Raw genomic sequence first — 17,379 nt, 5'->3', positions numbered from 1 at the left:
ACGCTAGCACTGCCAAGCTGATGTGTACACACCCTAGAAGTCGCTTGCATACTGAGTTCACAGTCAACTAGCCTTCCCGGTCATATAGCCGAGGAGGGTGAGGGCGATGCGATCCCTGCGTGACGGGCGTGCGATTCACTTACTGGACATCGAGAACCTGACGGCGTCACCTCTGCCGACCACGGCGGAGGTCGAGCAGACCATGAGCGAGTACGGGCAGCGAGTGCCGGTCGGCCCCCTGGACCAGTTCGTCGTCGGAGTAAATCCCCGCTCACTGGTCGAGGTCGGCCGCGGGATCTGCGGAGCCCAGATCCTGACCCGCTCAGGCCCGGACGGCGCCGACAGCGTGCTGACGGAGGTTGCCATCGGCGACCGCATCGACCTGCGCTTCGAACGGGTCTTCATCGGCTCGGGAGACGGCTACTTCGCCGACCTCGTCGTCTGGCTCGCCACCGCCGGCGTCCGCGTCACCATCGTGACGCGCCACGGCCTGCTGAGCTGGCGCCTGTACGTGGCGACCGGCGACATCACTTACCTGGATACGGCTCTGGCAGCGTGACCGGAGGAATCATCTCGACGGCAGTCGGAACCGGTGAATTACGGGTAGGACGCGACAATCCGGCCACGAGCGACCCGGTGACACCCAGAGTCGTTGTGACTGTCCCCGCTGAACTATCACCAGGTCAGCTATTGTGGTCTAGCTATGCTGTTGCCGACGGGAGGGGCCTTGACGGTCGTCCGACAGATTACGCTTCCCTCCTTCACCGAAGAGGGGGTTCTCCCTCCGGGGCGATACCAGTGTTCGCCCGGGGATGTGAAACACCGATTTGTTGAAGCGTTCTCATACGCAAGCAACCGGACGGCAATCTATGGCGAGTGGCGGTCGCACAGAGCAGCCATGAAGCAGCTCGCTCCCGTGCTCTATCAGTGGATAGATGGCAGTTTTGTCACTAGTAAATTGAGCCCTGGTGATATTGACGTCGTCACATTTGTGGATGGCCCCGCTTATGATCGCCTTCCGAGGTGGCGTCGTGACGTGCTCACAGAGTTGTGTAACAGTCGCGGCCAGCTCTCCTATTCGCATGTCGACAGCTACATAGTCTCTGTGTTCCCCGAAAGTGATCACCGCGCGAGTCTCTATCGAAACGAACGGGACTACTGGCATGACGCCTGGTCCCGATTCCGTCCAGGAGTGGCCAAGGGCTATTTGGAGGTACGGTGATGACTTGGATCGCCAGCCTCGAAGAGGAGCGCCAAGCACTCGAACACATGATTGCCGAGCGAGCGAACGACACATCTCCGAGTGTTCGCTTGTCCCTGGCAAGCCTGCGGCGCAGATTGGAACAGATTCTCGCGCGCCTCGACGATTGTAAACGCCCCAAGGTGCGTATCGACCTCACGGGGTCGGCCGTCGCCGGCACTGAGATAAAGCTGGATGCGCTCGGACCATTTCTGGATGAGCTGCAGGAAACGGTATCGTCGATCGGACAAGCACTGCGTGGGAGCGCGACTGCCTTCAGTTCTATACCTTCAGACATTCGAGATCAGACCTCGCTTTCTCTAGAAGCCACAGCGCCTGGCTCGATCGTCCTCCACTTGCGAGCTCCTGCTGACCCTCGAACTGGAGAAGAACTTCCCTTCCCGGAGACGACAGACCGCCCCGCGCCACTCGCGGTGGCGGCAGTTGAGCGACTCATCCTCGTGGCTCGCGATGCACAACCCGAGGATCTCAACGAGGACGCCCTAGTTGATGACGTGTACCCACTCGGCCCACGAACGCATAAACACCTCAACAGCCTGCTCCGGATAATGGCAGATTCCGGTATCGACGCTGAACTCAGCCTGTTTTCACCGGTCGATGGCGAGCAAAGGGCGAATTTGAGCGCCACCCAAGCTCGCAGAATTCATGAGGTTCTGAAGCGTGCGAGAATCGGAGAGGAAACCCAGGAAAGGGTGGGAGCTCTCCGCGGGGTAAGCAGCCTTCGAAATGCGTTCGAGCTTGTGACTCCAGAGGGCGAAGTGATAGCTGGTAAAGTAAGAGAGGACCTTGTCCCTCAGCTTCGTAACTGGTACGAGCGTCAGATCATCGCCACTCTCGAAGTAACTGTTTCCCACTCATTCACGACTGGCATCACGCGGACTAAGTATCTGCTCATAGGAATGGCGGATACTCGTTGATTCCTGCTCACGGTCTTCCGTAAGAGCGGATGCGGGAGACCGCCGAGATCGAATGAGCTGTGCGGGCCATGCAGCGATGTGTTGCCGGCTCGCACACGGTGGACGAGGAGTGATCGACATGGGTGAGCGCAAGCATCCGGCTGTGGCGCGGTTCGAGGCCGGCGGCACGGATGCCCACCATCCTCATGCTGGAAACGTCTCACCGGGGCCCTCGACATGCGTCTCAGTGTTCGTCTTCAGCCGCTTCGGAAGGCGGGCTAGGGACGGCGCCGTCCCGTTGAGCCCGATCTTGGCAGCCGTCTAGAAGTCGAATTCTCCTCGCTTGGCCCCGTCCACGAAAGCGTCCCAAACGCTGGCGGTCACCACGAATGGAGCCTGCCCTGGGCTGTCGGTGTCACGGATGGCCACTCGTCCGCCGGACAAGGGGGCGACCTCGATGCAGTCTCCGCCATTCGATCCGCTCTTGGTGGCCTTCCGCCAGGCGGCGGTGCTCAGTTCGTCGTTCACGTCCATGTCTTGGCTGCCTCTCTGAGTAGTTCGATAGACACATGCTGGGGGTGTGCCTCAGCTCGGATGGCGTCGTATTTCATCTGGATCGCAGCGACGTCCTCCGGTCGGTCAGTCATCTGCCCGTGCCCCGTGGACTCGTAGTACACGATATCTGGACTTCCGGCTAGTTGGGCGATCACGAAGCCGCCGAGGAGTCCTGTGGTGGCGCAAAAGGCCATGGGGACCACTTGGATAGCGATGTGTGGCCGTGCTGCCATCTGGACCAGGTGTTCGAGCTGGTGGCGGATAGTCACCCGACCTCCGATGGGACGTTGGAGTACGCCTTCATCGAGCAGTACCCAGAACATCGGGGGGTTGGGGCGAGACCAAATGATCTGGCGCTCCAGGCGTGCTTGTACGGATTTCTCGACCTGCTCTTCCGTTACGCCGGGTTCGCCACGCAGCATGGCGCGGGCGTAATCCTCCGTCTGCAGCAGTCCTGGGATGAGGAGAGGCTGCCATGTTCGGAGGCTCTGAGCTTCCTGCTCAATGTCCAGCCACTCGCGAAACCATCGAGGGCTCGCCTCACGGCTTATGAGAGGCCAGAGGCGGAGCAACTCCCCCTCGGCTCCCACGGCTTCGTCGCAGCGTTGGACGAGGTCCTTGCTCGGCGTCCGCTGAGCTCTCTCGATGAGGCCGACCAGGCTGGGGCTGAACCTGATTATTTCCGCCAATTGTTCCTGGGACAATCCTGCACTCTTCCGGAACTTGCGCAGCTCGGCACCGAAGAAAGCCAATGGGCTGGCCGTGGGGTCAAGCTCAAGGGGTGCGGGCATCCGTGACTCCTGTTCCGGCAATTAGCACGAGAGTCCTACGCCAATCAGACGGCCGGTACTACAGAACTGTCCGAACGGTGTGTCATCCATTCCATTCCGTAATGTAGCTCACCACAGGCACTCTGTGTAGCGGGAAGCGCAAGTAATAACAGGTGAAGCGGCGTGGGTCACACAAGCTGTCGCTGCTTCCAGTCTGATCGGGCAGGGCTGAAGATTCTGGACATGCAGTATTTAAGCCGCGAATAGGAGCAGTTTATCCTTTACTGCATTCGACCCAGGACTTAGTGCATTTCTGGCCGGCTTATGCCTGGTGACACGGGAGCGACTACATGGATCTGGGAGGTGGCGTAGTGGACGGGCTCTTGTTCGGCGAAATCGTGCCGGGAGCCGCTCAATCGGCGAAGGCCGCTGCGGTGGCGGAGCGTTCAAGCACTGTTGGCCGGAGCATGGTCTGGCGGCTTCGGGATGACGCCCGTGCGGTCGGTGATGCCCGCGACCTCGTCCGGCGCGCGCTCCTGCTGGTCGGTCTGGGGCGGGAGCTGGTTGACGACGCCGTGCTGATGGTCAGCGAGCTGGTCACGAACGCGGTTCTGTACGGTGACGCGCCGTACGAGCTGGTGGTACGGGTCGATCCGGCCGAAGTGGTGTGCATGGTGGTCGACGCCGGCGCCGTTCTCCCGGTGCGCCGGGGTGCGAATGCTCAAGCCGAGCGCGGGCGGGGACTGCTGATCGTTGCGGAGCTGTCGGCCGGGCTTTATGGCTGCATTCCGCAGGGGTTCGCCACATGCCCTGGACTGGCGGGCAAGGCGACCTGGTTCGCGCTGCCTCGTACGGCGGGTCGGCGATGAGGGGGGCGTCAGACCTGTTGGAGGAGTATCACGGCCTTCACGTGGCTCCTGTGCAGGAGGGACATGAACGGATCGCCTGGGCTCCTCCTGCCGCTCGGTGCGTCCGGGTCCGGGTGCGCGAGCACACGTGCAGCCGTTGCGCGCCCTGCTACGAGTTCTGTGTCGCGGGCGGGCTAGCGTTCGTCCGGCGATCCGCGGATGGCGTGGTCCACGAGACGGTGTGGACCGCGACAGCGGAGACTGAGCGGGTCTGGGCGGCGATGCTCAGGGGCGCAGCTCGTTGAGTTCAGGCTGGGCGCCCGGTTCGATCTGCCGTTGGCGGAGCGAAAAGGGCTCAAGCAGCGTGTTCGCCGGTGCGCAGGCGGGTGCGACCGGTACGGTGTCGCGGGTTCCGTCCGCTGCGCCACAGGGAACCGTCCATGCGCACCATCACCGACCGCGTCGACTATTGGAATCACTATGCTTCCGGCGTCTCGCAGGACCATCCAGAGGATGCGTTGAAGAGCGCCTTCGGGTGGACGCAGTACAGCGGGCACGGTCCGGGTGAGGAACTGCTGGGCGACCCTGCCACCGCGCTGGAACTCGGGTCGTGCCGCGGGCACGCCGTGGCCGCGCTGGCGACCAAGGGCATCGTGGCGACCGGCGTCGATCTCTCTCCCGTCCAGGTCGAGCGCGCGTTGTCGGCCTGGGGCCATCTGCCCGACGCCCACTTCGTCCAGGCCGACGTCCTGGACTACCTGGCCGACCTGCCAGGCGCTCAGTGGGACGCGATCTACAGCATCTTCGGCGCGGTGTGGTTCACCGACCCGGAGCGGCTGCTGCCGCTGGTATTCGAGCGGTTGGCGCAGGGCGGCAAACTGGTCTTCTCGCAGGCGTCGGCGGTGCCGGGAAGCTACGGCGTGCAGGGCATGTACGGCAATGGCTTCACTGGCCGGGCGGTGTGGATCTATCGATGGGCGTACGAGCCGGAAACGTGGCGCGAACTGCTGCTCGGTGTCGGGTTCCGCGACGTGCGCGCCCGGATCCATCCGGCCCCGGCTCAGAATCACGTCGGGACGCTCATAGTGGAGGCGTGGCGGTAGAGGCGGGTGCCGGTCACCGCCCCAGAGCGGCGTCCGCTGAAGGGCCGGCCCAGCCCGTCTCGGTCCTCCAGATGATCTGGACGTCGAAGAGCCGCTTGATGACGTCGACCGCCCACAGGTCCTGTGGCTCCTTCGGCAGAACCAGGAAGAGGCGGTCGATCTCCTGGGCACTGGCCCATTCGACTTCCAGGAGCCGAGGGGCCAGGGCGCGCAGCTCGGCGTAGGTGTCGGCATCCTGCGTGGAGATCACGTAGAAGCCGAGCCCATCCGCCCCCTCGCACACGATGTCGGCGAAGTCGGTGTCCAACTGGGGCACGCGTTCGTTTCCGTACAGCTCGGCGGCGAGCATGTGCTTGAGCTGGGCGTGCGCGGCCTGCTTACGGTCGGTACCCGCGCGCTCCTTGAGGGAGACCCGGAACTCGTCGCCGTCGGCGAACCGCTCGCCCGCGGGCGGAGGAGCGACCTGGGCCTTCTCGACGGCGAGGGGCGCCTTGACCGGCCCGCCGAGTTCGGCGGGCAACGGGGACGAGTGGAGCACCGTCAAGGACTGCGTGCACCGGGTGAGAGCGACGTAGAGCTGCCGAAGGCCCGCGGAGTTCTGCTCGGCGAACAGGTGCGGCTCGACCACCACGACATGGTCGAACTCCAGCCCTTTTGCGGTGTGGGCCGGCATGACAGTGATCTGTTGCCCGATCCCCGGCAAGGCGGACTCCTGGGCGGCGGCGATCCGATCGGCGATCTCGGAATGGAGTTCGTCGCTCGGTGGCGTCAGCACCGCGACGGAACGTGCCTGGTCGCCATCCTTCATCGCCAGTCGCTGGGCACGGCTGACCGTCTCGGCGACGATCCGCTGCTTGGAGACCGATGCGACCTCCAAGGCGTCGGCCGATGGCGGTCGCACGGAGGCCGGGATCGATGTGGAGGGCGAGATCTTGGTACCGAGCATCGCGGCGAACTTCATGACGTCGGTGGGCACTCGGTAGCCGACACCCAGTTCCGCGATGTGCCAACCTTCGGGACCGGTCATGATGTCCGCCAGGCGCTCCCATACGTCGTACTGGCGGACGCCCGTGGTCTGCGCCAGATCCCCGAGGACCGTCATCGAACCGGACGGGCACCAGCGAGCCAGCGACTTGGCCTGCATGGGCGTCAAATCCTGGGCTTCGTCGATGATCAGGTGCTGGTAGCGCCGCTCGTTCTCCCCGGTCAGAAGCCAGCGGAGTTCCTCCAGGCAGACGAGGTCCTCGGCGGACCAGGGTTCGTCCGACAGGCGTCTGGCCTGGGGGCGGGCAAGCGCATCCTGCTCGTCGAGGGTGAGCACGCCGAAAGCCGCGGCCTTGAGGCTGTCCCTGTCGGCGAGAAGGTGCCGGAAGACCTGTTCGGCGCTGGCCGACGGCCACAGCCGGTTGAAGAGCGACGACACGGCTGACACCTTCTCCAACTGTGTACGGAGCCGGCCGTCGGTGTTCTTGACCCGGGTCAGCTCCGCGTACTGGGTCATCAACCAGTCGATCGTGGTGTCGATGAAGCGGCGGCGCCGTACCAGGTAGGAACCCCTGGCTTCGCGGGCTGCTTCCATCAGCCGGACGAGTTCCGCCTTGTCCATGTCCAGCCGCGCGCCGCGGAAGTTGAACCCCTCGTCGATGGCGAGATCCTCTCGGATGAGGTTCTCGACCGCGTTGTGGAGCACCTTGGCCATCCGCTCGTCCGACTTGACCAGGCGGGCGGTGATCGGGTCGGTCGCGCGGACGTCGCCCGGCCAGAGGGCCGCGACGTCCACGGTGGCCACGCCACGGCTGCCCAGACGAGGCAGGACGTCCCGTACGTACTGCAGGAAAGCCTTGTGCGGTCCGATGACGAGCACCTGGTCGGCGGTGAAATGCTCGTTGTCCAGCAGCCAGGTGACGCGGTGCAGGCCGACTGCGGTCTTGCCGGTGCCCGGTCCGCCCTGGATGACGAGCAGGCCCTTGCGATCGTCGGCCACCAGTCTGAGCTGGTGGCGCTGGATGGTCTCGACGATGTCACGCATGACGCCGTCGCGGGCGAGGTCCAGGTCGGCGAGGAGGAATGGATCGGGCTCCTCGTCCAGGATCGGGGCCGGGACCGTCTCACCCTTGTCGGTGATCACCTGGATCTCGGTGTCGCTGTAGTCCAGAACCTTGGGGCCCTCGCATCGGAGCTGACGCCGCCGCCGTACGTCGCCGGGATTGTCCGGGCCGGCCAGCCGCCAGGCGGTCGCCAGCTTGGAGGTCCACTTCACCAGCGCCAGGTCGCCCTGGCGGTCGCGTACCGTGCCACGGCCGATGTACCAGGTGAGCCTGTCGTCAGGGTCCTCGATCAGATCGATCCGCTCGATCACCAAAGGCTGGTGGCCGAGGTCTTCGCGGCGTCCGTACTCTTTCGGGAGGTCAGGGTGAGACACCAGCCCCGCGTCGGGGCAGTCTCCCAGGTTGCTCAGGCGAAAGCTCTCGACGGCCTTGCGGTCCTGGGTCACACAGTCGTAGATGTGATCTACGGCCAGTTGTTCCCCGGCGATCACCATATTTCGCTCGACCGTGCTCATGCGTCCTCCGGGGGAACGAATCGATCCTGCCTGTTGGGAGCGATCCAACGGCGGGCATGTCAAAATCAACGGACCACTGTTTGGGGCTACGCATGCGGCACTCGACTACAGAGAGTCAAGCCGCCAAGAAGTGCTGTGATATGAGTACACAGTCATATATGTAGGTGCTCACGACAATAGACGCTCTGGCGTGCCGTGGTCAACCATGCTGATGGCGGACTCGGTTCTCGTACCCGGGCTGGGCGACGGCGGCACGTAACCCAGTCCACAAGTCCTGGCGGCCTGCCTCGGGTCGAAGGTCGCCGGCACGTCCGGAGCCGTCCGGCGTCCGTAAGTTAAGACCGCGGCGCCGGTGCTGACCTTGCTCGACGGTGTCCGCTGGCGGGGGGCGCGGGTTGTCGGGGATCGCGCGGGAGGGCGGCCAGATCATCTGTGCCACGCACTCACCGATCCTCGCCGGCCTGCCGGGCTCCCAGATCATCGAGGTCGGCGAGCACGGACGCATGCGAGGGCCGGTGGGCCAGGCGGCTCTCCTCCTTTCGTCAGGGGTGATCGTGGCCGTTCGCCAGAGTCGCCGGGAGGGTGGTGATTTCTACCGTCTTGCTCATGAAGAAGATGCGGCTCGTGACCCTGGCCCTGGGTGCGGGACTGGTTCTCGCGCCTGCCGTACCCGCCTCTGCCTCCACCGCGGAGCTCGAATCCGCGGCCATTGACGCCTACCTCACCCGAGCATGGGAATCCACAGCCCTGCCCGGCCTGTCGGCGGTCGTGACGCACCAGGGCAAGGTCGTCCACGCGGCGGGATACGGTCGCGACGCGGCGGGGAAGCCGGTCACGGAGGACACGCCGATGCGGGTTGCCTCCCTGTCCAAGTCGTTCACCGCGATGGCCGTGATGACCCTGGTCGAGGACGGCAAGCTCGCCTTGGACGAGCCGGTGGCCGAACGGCTGCCGGACTTCCGGATGGCCGACCCGCGAGCCAAGGAGATCACGGTCAGGCAGTTGCTCGACCAGACCTCGGGGATCTCGGACTCGACGGTCGATCTCCGGGCGGCGGAGAGCGCCCCGTCGTTGGCGGGGTATGTCGCGGCGTTGGGCGACGGGAAGCTGGCGGCCGATCCCGGAACGCGCTGGACCTACAGCAACGCCAACTACGAGACGGCTGCGCGGCTGGTGGAGGTGGCCGGCGGGCGGAGGTTCGGGGATTACCTCAAGGAGCGGGTGTTCGAGCCGCTGGGGATGAGCGCAAGCGCCGTCGGTGATCCGGCGGTCAGGCCGGCAGACGGGTTCAACTCGCTGTTCGGGGTGTGGGTGCCGCGCTCCGAGCTACGCGACTTCTCGTACGGCGGGGGCTCGGGGAGTGTCGTCACCAACGCACGAGACATGGGGAAGTGGTTGATCACCCAGTCCGGCCAGGGCAAGCAGTTGGTCGGAGCGGAGAGCCTGGCGGCCATGCACGCGCCGTCGAAGGTGCACGACTACGGCATGGGCTGGGGGAGGCAGAGCGTGAACGGCGCCGACCTGCTGGTGCATGCGGGGAACCTGTTCACCTACACGGCGGTGGAGGCGATCGACCCCAGGACGGGGTACGGCTTCGCGGTCATGACCAACAGCGCGGGCCTCTACGACGACACCTACGACGTGCTCACCGGGCTGGTGGCCATGAGTCAGGGCAAGACGCCGGAGGTTCCTGGCGGTGATCGGCAGCTGGTCGAGGTGATCCTGGGGCTGGTCGCGTTGGCCGCGGCGGGGCTCGGCGTGCTGGGAGTACGGCGGGCGGGCAGGTGGGCGGCGCGCTGGGCCGGGCGGCCCGGCCGGCGGGTGGGCCTGCGGATGATCCCGATGCTGCTGCCGGCCGTGCTGCTGGCGCTGTACCCGGCGACGATCTCGTTCCTGATGAACGGCAGGACGGTCACCTGGGAGCAGCTCACCTACCATGCCGCGCCACTGACGATCACGCTGGTGGTGGCGGCCGTCGCGGGCCTGGTGACGGTACTGACGCGGCTGCGCCGTTGGCGGTCGGTAGGCTCCACGCGATGAAGACGGGCAAGAGCTGGACCATCTGGAGAAACCGGGTAATCCTGGCGATGATCGCGCTGGTCTGCGTCGCCAACGGGCTGTACCTGGGGCAGGTCCCGCCCTGGCGCCAACTGTTGTTCGCCGTCGTGGCCGTGGCCGCGTACCTGCACGGCCGACATCTGATCAGCCGGCGCGACTGGCTGGTCCTGACGGTCGCCGCGACCCCTGCGGGGTTCTTCATGGTGCCGGACTTCTGGAACGGTGGCACCGCGCTGCTGACGCTGGGTGTGTTCGTGGTCCTGCCGTGGCTGGCCGGGCGCTTCCGAGGCCAGCAAGCCGCGCTGGTGCGGGCCGGGCAGGAGCGGGTGGCGCGGCTCGAACGGGAGAGGGAGTTGATCGCCGAACGGGCTCTGCTCCGGGAACGGGCCAGGATCGCCGCTGACATGCATGACTCGCTTGGCCATGAGCTGGCGCTGATCGCGCTGCGAGCCGGAGCGCTGGAGCTGGCATCCGACATGACGGAGCGGAATCGTGAAGCAGCCGCCGAGCTGCGCGCCTCGGCGGTCATCGCGACCGACCGGCTCCGCCGTACCGTCGGTGTCTTGCGCGAGGACCGGCCGGGAGACGGCCGGGCGCCGACCGAGCCGCCGACCGAGTCGCCGGACGAGAGCGTCGAGAGCCTCGTGGAGCGCGTGCGGGCCGCCGGGCTGGCCGTCGAGTTCCACAGCACGGCCGGACCGCTTTCGCCCCTGGTGGACAGGGCCGTGCATCGGGTGGTGCAGGAGTCACTGACCAACGCGGCGCGGCACGCGCCGGGCGCCGAGGTGGGAGTCGAGGTGGCGCGGGATGACGAGGGGATCACGGTCACCGTGGTCAACGGGGCGGCGACGGGCACGCCGGATCCGTCGAGTGGCGGCGGCAGTGGGCTGGGCAGCCTGCGCGAGCGGGTCCGGCTGCTGGACGGCTCACTGCGCGCAGGGCCGGATGGCGACGGCGGGTTCACGGTGACCGCACGGCTCCCGGAGAGCACCCGGTGATCCGGTTGGTGCTGGCCGATGACGAGGCCATGATCCGAGCAGGGGTGCGGTCGATCCTGACCACCGATCCGGAGATCGAGGTGGTCGCCGAAGCCGCCGACGGCCGCGAGGCGGTCGACGTGGTCCTGGCAAACCGGCCGGACATCGCCCTGCTCGACATCCGCATGCCGCGCCTCGACGGCCTGGCCGCGGCCGAGCAGTTGCGCGCTACCGCACCCGAGATCGCCGTCGTCATGCTGACCACGTTCGACGAGGACGAGTACGTCGCCCGGGCCCTTGCCACCGGCGCGGCCGGGTTCCTTCTCAAGGCGGCCGACCCCCGTGAGCTGATCATGGGAGTCCGGGCGGTCGCCGACGGCGCGGCCTACCTGTCACCGCGGATCGCGCAGAAGGTGATCGTCCAGTTCAGCGGCGGACGCATGTCCAGGCAGGAGACCGCGCGCAAGGAACTCGCGGCGCTGACGCCCCGCGAACTCGACGTCCTCTCGCTGGTCGGCCGGGGGCGATCCAACCAGGACATCGCACGGGAGCTGTTCGTCTCGGAGGGCACGGTCAAGTCACACGTCAGCGCGATCCTGCTGAGACTGAGGCTGAACAACCGCGTCCAGGCGGCGATCCTCGCGTACGAGGCCGGACTGATCGACTCCTAGAAACGGGAAAGCCCTCATCCCTGCACGCCGGGTGACGCTCCGCGCCGAACCGAACCGGGTGCCGGGCGTGACGTGCGGCCAGGAATCCGGCGGCAGCAACCATGTGGAAGGTCGCGCAGGTCGACGATGCCGCCAGTAGACGCCGTAACTGTCGGCTGGTGATCCACCAAGAGGGTGATGGGACGGCTGGCCCGCTCGGGGTCACGCACTGGTTGGCCACAAAAAGACTTGAAACAGCTAAAATCCTTCCTTGTGGAGAATCGGGTTTTGAACGGTGGTCTTACTAGTCAGTAGGGCTCGCTGGTCAAGTGTTTCTGCGTAGCGTTGGATGATGTGTCGAGGCTGAACCTGCGTGCCGCGTTCGCATTGGGGCTTGCTTCCCCAATATCTGCACAACAGATCTTCACTAATCGCGTGTCTGAAATAGGCGCATTCGACAGGTCGATCGAGGTCCTGGCGTCCCGCCTGGAGGCGGCGGAGATCTCGCCGGTGACCGACCGGAGGGTGCCGAGGTGGAACGTGCTCGTCTACTACGGCGTGGGCGGCATCGGCAAGACGACGCTCTCGACCGAGCTCGAGCGCCGGTTCATGAGCCAGGACGAGCGGGCGGCGGTACGGGTCGACTTCGCCGAGTCGGCGGTGCCGGATGTGGAGTCATACGTGCTGCGGTTGCGTGCCGGCCTCGGACATCTGGCGCGGCGGTGGCCGGCGTTCGATCTGGCGTTGTGCGCGTACTGGGAACGGGCGCATCCCGGGCGGCCGTTGGAGGAGTTCATCAACGGCGACTCGATGCTCAGCCGTACCTCTCAGGCGATCGGATTGCCTGAGCAGATCACGGGAACGATCGCCGAGGTGATCGGAGTGCTGCCCGGAGTGGGCGAGGTCACTCATCGGGTGGGGAGCCTGCTCTACAACAAAGCCGCCAAGGCCATCGCCAACCACCGCACCCTGAAGAGGTGTGAGCTGCTGGGCGAGCTGTTGGAGGCCGACGCCGATGTGGAGACGCTGTCGTACTTCCCGTACCTGCTGGCCTGGGACCTCGATCGCCTGCCCGAACCGCACCCTCGTGCGGCGGTGTTCCTGGACACCTACGAGAACGCCGGCGGGCGGCACCACCGCGACTTCGAGCGGTTTCTTCAGCGTTCCGTCTTCCTCATGCCGAATGTGCTGTTCGTCATCACAGGCCGCAACCGGATCGACTGGGCCGACGTCGACGAGCTCGACTTCCCCGGCCCCGAACGCTGGCCCGGCCTGCACGCCGACAACCGCGGCGAGGAGCCTCGCCAGCACCTGGTCGGGTATCTGTCGGCGGACGACGCCGACGACTACCTGCGCAGTGCCATGGTGAGAGACGACACTCCGGTGATGGACGCCGCCATCCGTGAGCGCATCGTCGCGGCCGGGAGCGGACTTCCGCTGTACCTGGATCTCGCGGTCACCAGGTATCTGGATCTGCTGGCGCGCGGAAGGATGCCCACGGCCGAGGATTTCGGGCAGCCTCTGCGTACGGTCGCCGCACGGGTGCTGCGTGACCTGGGCCAGCACGAACGGGAGTTACTACGGACCGCGGCGCTGCTGGACACCTTTGATCTCGGCATGCTCGGCGCCGGTTGCCCCGCCACTCCCGATGCGGCGCTACGCACCTTCAAGGACCGCTCGTTCCTGGAGGTGGATCCAGCATGGCCGTGGCCGTACTCCCTGCATCAGGTGCTGCGGGAGGCGCTGCGCGAGGCGGACGTGGACCTGGCCGATTCATGGTCGTCGCGAGAGCGGGCCGAGGTCGCCGACCGGCTCACCGCGCATCTGGGTCAGGTTTGTACGGCGGCAGCGGCGCGTGGTGACCGAAACACCGAAGTGGCGGCGTTCAGGCAAGCGCTTCTCCTGTGCGCGTACACCGACCGTTTCCCCTACTGGCTGGTCGATGCCGCGCAGCGGCTGCTGCTGTCCGGCCGGTGGAACCACTTCCCTGACTTCCCGCAGCCCCAGACCGCGGCGTCGGCGCTGCTGCTGGGGCTGCGCGGGGCTCGGGAGCGGCGATCGGGACAATTGGAACAGGCCATCGCCGCCACCGAACAAGCTCTCGCCCTGCAGCCGGAGGAAGACAGGCTCCGGCATTTCCTACTCCTGCACCACGCTCACGCGTTACGAGTCGCCGGTCGGTACGCCCATGCCGCCGAGCACTACCTGACGCTGACCACGACGGGCGCGAACGGGTTCGCGACGGAGGCCGGATACTGGCTGGCCGACTACAGATTCCTCGTCGGCGACTTCGGCGCCGCCCTCGCCTCTCTCGACGCTCTGGGCGAGCAGCACGAGGAGCTGATGGGAGAGATTCTGCGCCTGCGCGGACACGTATACCGGGTCAATGCCCTGTTCGCGAACGCCGAGTCCGTCTACCGTCGAGCACTTGCCCTGGCCCGCGACAGCGCCAACTTCGGAGCGGAAGGCAAGGCCCTCACCGACCTCATTCAGACCCTTGCCTGGCAGAGGCCGCGCGAGGCACTGCGACTGCTGCCCGACGCGCAGCGGATCAACGAGACCATCAGCAACCAGATCGAACTCGTCAAACTCCACGCGGCCACCGCCGTCGCACTGGTCAATCAGGCCCGCTACGACGAGGCCGAGCAAGAGATCGCGCGCGGACTCACTCTGACCATCGACTGCGGCTATCCCGGTGGCGAGATCTGGTGCTGGAGTGCCCGGGCCTACAGCAGCGCCGTCCGCGCCAGTGAGGACGAGCACGCCACCGCGACCGCCCACCTCACCCAGATCACCGCGACACTCGGCGGGAACCGCTTCTGGGGGCAGATCGCCGCCTGGTGGAACCCCTCCGGGAACGGCGCGGCCTTCGGCGACATCGACTGGATCGACGGCACCGACGCGACCCGTCGACGCTGGACCGCGATCATCCCTAGAGAAGGCAGGCCGCGATGACCGACTCGGTGCTCATGGTGGGACTGGGCGCGGTGGCACGTACCCATCTGGCAGTCCTGGCGGGCCTGCCCCAGGTCGATGTCATCGCCGGAGTCGACCCCTCGCCACCGGAGGCGATCAGCTTCCGCGGCCACGACCTTCCTGTGGCCGCCACCCTTCGCGAGGTCACCGAGACCCCGGCGCTGGTCGTCATCGCCACGCCCACTGCCACCCACAGCGCGCTCTGCCGGCAGGCGCGCGAACTCTTCCCCGGCGCCACCATCCTGGTGGAGAAGCCGGCCGCCGACGGCCTGGCCGAAGCCGTCAAGCTCCTGGTCGACGGGATCGAGGTCGCGTTCCACATGGCGTACGCTCCCGAGGTGCTGTGGGGCGAGCAGATCGTCCGTACACATGAACTAGGCCCCGTACGGGAGGTCCACGCCTGGTTCGCCGACCCCTACGCCGCCGACCTTGAGACGGCACGTGAGCGGTTCACCAGTAGTTGGATCGACTCAGGGATCAATGCGCTCAGTGTCCTGGCCAGGTTCTGTGATCCCGTCGATCGGGTGTCCCTGCGCCGGCTGGACGAATTGACCTATGAAGCTCGCATCCGGTGCACCTCTGACGGCGATCCCGTCGAGGCACTGATCATGACGAGCTGGCGCGTCACCGACGCCGCCCGCCGCACCCGCCTGCGCTTCGCCTCCGGGGCCGAGCTGCTATTGGACCATCACGCCGTGGCCGGATATCTCGTGCAGAACGGGCGAGTCACCACGAATTTCGGCACCGACGGCAGCGTTCCACGTCGCGAGAGCCATTACCTCGGTCTCTACCGCCGGCTCCTCGTAGATCGCCGCCCTCTCCTGCCGAACGAGCTGAGCATCCTTCTGCACAACCTGCTTCTACGGGCTTGAACGAGCCCTCCTTCACACGAAGTCCCGCCCGACGCCCGGAACTGATCGGGTCCGAGCGGGCCGGCTCGAACGGCCGACGTGAGGCATGTCCGGTCCGCACGGGCGTCCGTAAGCTAAGACCGTGGCTCCGGTGCTGACCTTGCTCGATGGTGTCCGCTGGCGGGGGGCGCGCGTGGTCGGGGATCGCGCGCGGACCTTGCTGGCGGTGCTCGTGCTGCACGGGCGGGCGGGCGCCGGTCCTGAGCGCCTGGTCGAGGAGTTATGGCCGGACGAGCCTCCGGCGAACCCCGTGAAGGCGCTTCAGGTGGTCGTCTCGCGGACCAGGGCCGCGACCGCCGCCGACGTCGTGCTGCGCACCGAACGCGGTTACCGGCTTGGGCTGCCCGCCGAGCAGGTGGACGCGCTGCTGCTGGCGGTGCTGGTCGAGCGGGCCCGGACCGCGCTGGCCGCCGACGACGTGGCGGGGGCGCGGCGCCTCGCGGCGGAGGCGATGGCGCTGGTGACCGGCGGGCCCCAGGTGGCGGGCGCACCCGGCGTGGAGGCGGCTGCGGGCGGGGCCGGGCTGCGCGAGGGTGCTGGCGGGCCGGCCGGGCTGGAAGAGGGCCCGGGGGCGCTGGGGGAGTTGCGGGCCGTCGCCGCCGTGCGGCTGGCTGAGGCGCGGCGGCTGGTGGCCGTCGCGCGGTCCCGCTGCGGTGATCATGAGGGGGCGCTGCCGCTGCTGGAGGAGGCGGCGTCCGGCCGTCCCCGTGACGAGGAGCTGCTCGCCTGCCTGCTGCGCAGCGAGGCCGCGGTGCGGGGTGTCGCCTCCGCTCTGGAGCGGTACGAGCGCCATCGCGCCGACCTGGCCGAGAGCCTCGGCGCGGATCCGGGGCCCGGTCTGGCGCGCGTGCACGCCGAGTTGCTCGCGGCGGACCGGCCCGTACGGGAGGGTGTGCAGTTCGACGGCTCGCCGCTGCTCGGGCGTGACGGCGACATCCAGGCGGTGCACGCCCTGCTGCGGACCCACAGGGTGGTCTCCGTCGTCGGGCCCGGCGGGCTGGGGAAGACGCGGCTGGCCCATGCCGCCGGCCGGGATGCCGCCCAGCCCGTGGTCCATTTCGTCGGGCTCGTCGGCGTTTCCTCGCCCGAGGGAGTCGTGGCCGAGGTGGGTTCGGCGCTCGGGGTGCGCGACTCGGTCAGCGGACGCCGTACGTTGACGCCGGAGCAGCGGGCCGACGTCCGGAGTCGCATCGCCCGGCGGCTCGACCAGGCGCCGGCGCTGCTCATCCTGGACAACTGCGAGCATGTGATCGAGGCCGTGGCCGACCTGACGGCTTTCCTGGTCGCGGCCACGCGCGATCTGCGGGTCCTCACCACGTCGCGGGCCCCATTGTCGATCATGTCCGAGTGTGTCTACCCGCTCGGCGCGCTGGAGGCCGGCGACGCGGTGGAGCTCTTCCGCCGGCGTGCCACGGCCGCCCGCCCGGCCGCGCGGGTGGACGAGGGCACGGTACGCGAGATCGTGACCCGGCTCGACGGGCTGCCGCTGGCGATCGAGCTGGCCGCGGCCAGGGTGCGGGTGATGGCGGTGGAGGAGATCGCGCGGCGGCTGGCGGACCGCTTCGCGCTGCTGCGCGGCGGTGACCGCAGCGCTCCCGACCGGCACCGGACGCTGCTCGCGGTCATCGACTGGTCGTGGAATCTCCTGGGCGAGCCCGAGCGGCGGGCCCTGCGGTGGTTGTCGCTGTTCGCTGACGGCTGCACGCCGGACGCGGCGGAGCGGGTGCTCGGTCCGGATGCGCTGCCGGCGGTGCACGCGCTGGCCGAGCAGTCGCTGCTGAGCGTGGACGAGACGGCCGGCGGCGTCCGTT

The 17,379-nt window shown here is 67.1% G+C and carries 13 protein-coding genes and 1 pseudogene; 11 read left to right on the top strand and 3 right to left on the bottom strand.

Going from position 1 to position 17,379, the window contains the following annotated elements:
* Window positions 1–106 precede the first annotated feature (106 nt).
* The 3 genes from OUY22_RS01855 (at window position 107) to OUY22_RS01850 (ending at window position 2,178) form a co-directional block, all read left to right on the top strand.
* Window positions 107–559 (top strand): hypothetical protein, encoded by a 453-nt coding sequence (locus tag OUY22_RS01855; RefSeq protein WP_270152924.1) that lies wholly within the window; start codon window positions 107–109, stop codon window positions 557–559.
* Between the two features lie 144 nt (window positions 560–703).
* The gene (locus tag OUY22_RS36840; protein WP_408638090.1) at window positions 704–1,222 is read left to right on the top strand and encodes a DUF6932 family protein; all 519 of its coding nucleotides are present in this window, start codon (window positions 704–706) and stop codon (window positions 1,220–1,222) included.
* On the top strand, window positions 1,222–2,178 hold the full coding sequence (locus OUY22_RS01850; protein ID WP_270152923.1) for a hypothetical protein: 957 nt from the start codon (window positions 1,222–1,224) through the stop codon (window positions 2,176–2,178). Before OUY22_RS36840 ends, OUY22_RS01850 begins: the two co-directional genes overlap by 1 nt.
* A gap of 300 nt (window positions 2,179–2,478) precedes the next feature.
* On the opposite strand, the gene OUY22_RS01845 is transcribed toward OUY22_RS01850, so the two are convergent.
* Complete coding sequence (locus tag OUY22_RS01845) at window positions 2,479–2,691, bottom strand: DUF397 domain-containing protein (protein ID WP_270152922.1); 213 nt, start codon at window positions 2,689–2,691, stop codon at window positions 2,479–2,481.
* Window positions 2,682–3,503, bottom strand: coding sequence for a helix-turn-helix domain-containing protein (locus OUY22_RS01840; protein ID WP_270152921.1), 822 nt, complete (start codon window positions 3,501–3,503; stop codon window positions 2,682–2,684). Before OUY22_RS01840 ends, OUY22_RS01845 begins: the two co-directional genes overlap by 10 nt.
* A 329-nt stretch (window positions 3,504–3,832) precedes the next feature.
* On the opposite strand from OUY22_RS01840, the gene OUY22_RS01835 reads away from it, so the two are divergent.
* Both OUY22_RS01835 and OUY22_RS01830 read left to right on the top strand, forming a co-directional pair.
* Entirely contained in the window at window positions 3,833–4,351 is a 519-nt protein-coding gene (locus OUY22_RS01835; protein ID WP_270152920.1) for an ATP-binding protein, read from the top strand.
* 419 nt (window positions 4,352–4,770) lie between these two features.
* Entirely contained in the window at window positions 4,771–5,433 is a 663-nt protein-coding gene (locus OUY22_RS01830) for a class I SAM-dependent methyltransferase (RefSeq protein WP_270152919.1), read from the top strand.
* Window positions 5,434–5,446: 13 nt separating this feature from the next.
* Here the strand turns inward: OUY22_RS01830 and OUY22_RS01825 are convergent, their stop codons facing one another.
* The gene (locus OUY22_RS01825; protein ID WP_270152918.1) at window positions 5,447–7,996 is read right to left on the bottom strand and encodes a HelD family protein; all 2,550 of its coding nucleotides are present in this window, start codon (window positions 7,994–7,996) and stop codon (window positions 5,447–5,449) included.
* A gap of 606 nt (window positions 7,997–8,602) precedes the next feature.
* On the opposite strand from OUY22_RS01825, the gene OUY22_RS01820 reads away from it, so the two are divergent.
* From OUY22_RS01820 to OUY22_RS36835, 6 genes and pseudogenes are all read left to right on the top strand, one after another.
* Complete coding sequence (locus OUY22_RS01820) at window positions 8,603–10,036, top strand: serine hydrolase domain-containing protein (RefSeq protein ID WP_270152917.1); 1,434 nt, start codon at window positions 8,603–8,605, stop codon at window positions 10,034–10,036.
* Window positions 10,033–11,052 (top strand): sensor histidine kinase, encoded by a 1,020-nt coding sequence (locus OUY22_RS01815; protein ID WP_270152916.1) that lies wholly within the window; start codon window positions 10,033–10,035, stop codon window positions 11,050–11,052. Before OUY22_RS01820 ends, OUY22_RS01815 begins: the two co-directional genes overlap by 4 nt.
* On the top strand, window positions 11,049–11,702 hold the full coding sequence (locus tag OUY22_RS01810) for a response regulator (RefSeq protein ID WP_270152915.1): 654 nt from the start codon (window positions 11,049–11,051) through the stop codon (window positions 11,700–11,702). The genes OUY22_RS01815 and OUY22_RS01810 overlap by 4 nt, the downstream gene beginning before the upstream one ends.
* A gap of 333 nt (window positions 11,703–12,035) precedes the next feature.
* Complete coding sequence (locus tag OUY22_RS01805) at window positions 12,036–14,636, top strand: tetratricopeptide repeat protein (RefSeq protein WP_270152914.1); 2,601 nt, start codon at window positions 12,036–12,038, stop codon at window positions 14,634–14,636.
* A complete protein-coding gene (locus OUY22_RS01800; protein ID WP_270152913.1) occupies window positions 14,633–15,529 on the top strand; it encodes a Gfo/Idh/MocA family protein in 897 nt (298 codons plus the stop codon). The genes OUY22_RS01805 and OUY22_RS01800 overlap by 4 nt, the downstream gene beginning before the upstream one ends.
* Before the next feature lie 121 nt (window positions 15,530–15,650).
* Window positions 15,651–17,195: pseudogene (locus OUY22_RS36835) on the top strand (ATP-binding protein); the annotation flags it as partial.
* Window positions 17,196–17,379 lie beyond the last annotated feature (184 nt).

The organism is Nonomuraea corallina, assembly GCF_027620315.1.
GTDB classification, from domain to species: Bacteria; Actinomycetota; Actinomycetes; order Streptosporangiales; family Streptosporangiaceae; genus Nonomuraea; species Nonomuraea corallina.
Note: the sequence above shows the minus strand (reverse complement) of the source record. Positions and strands in the feature narration are given on the sequence as shown.

Coding starts and splice junctions, on each gene's coding strand:
- OUY22_RS01855 (WP_270152924.1), top strand. CDS start 107: ATGCGATCCCTGCGTGACGGGCGTGCGATTCACTTACTGGACATCGAG.
- OUY22_RS36840 (WP_408638090.1), top strand. CDS start 704: ATGCTGTTGCCGACGGGAGGGGCCTTGACGGTCGTCCGACAGATTACG.
- OUY22_RS01850 (WP_270152923.1), top strand. CDS start 1,222: ATGACTTGGATCGCCAGCCTCGAAGAGGAGCGCCAAGCACTCGAACAC.
- OUY22_RS01845 (WP_270152922.1), bottom strand. CDS start 2,691: ATGGACGTGAACGACGAACTGAGCACCGCCGCCTGGCGGAAGGCCACC.
- OUY22_RS01840 (WP_270152921.1), bottom strand. CDS start 3,503: ATGCCCGCACCCCTTGAGCTTGACCCCACGGCCAGCCCATTGGCTTTC.
- OUY22_RS01835 (WP_270152920.1), top strand. CDS start 3,833: ATGGATCTGGGAGGTGGCGTAGTGGACGGGCTCTTGTTCGGCGAAATC.
- OUY22_RS01830 (WP_270152919.1), top strand. CDS start 4,771: ATGCGCACCATCACCGACCGCGTCGACTATTGGAATCACTATGCTTCC.
- OUY22_RS01825 (WP_270152918.1), bottom strand. CDS start 7,996: ATGAGCACGGTCGAGCGAAATATGGTGATCGCCGGGGAACAACTGGCC.
- OUY22_RS01820 (WP_270152917.1), top strand. CDS start 8,603: ATGAAGAAGATGCGGCTCGTGACCCTGGCCCTGGGTGCGGGACTGGTT.
- OUY22_RS01815 (WP_270152916.1), top strand. CDS start 10,033: ATGAAGACGGGCAAGAGCTGGACCATCTGGAGAAACCGGGTAATCCTG.
- OUY22_RS01800 (WP_270152913.1), top strand. CDS start 14,633: ATGACCGACTCGGTGCTCATGGTGGGACTGGGCGCGGTGGCACGTACC.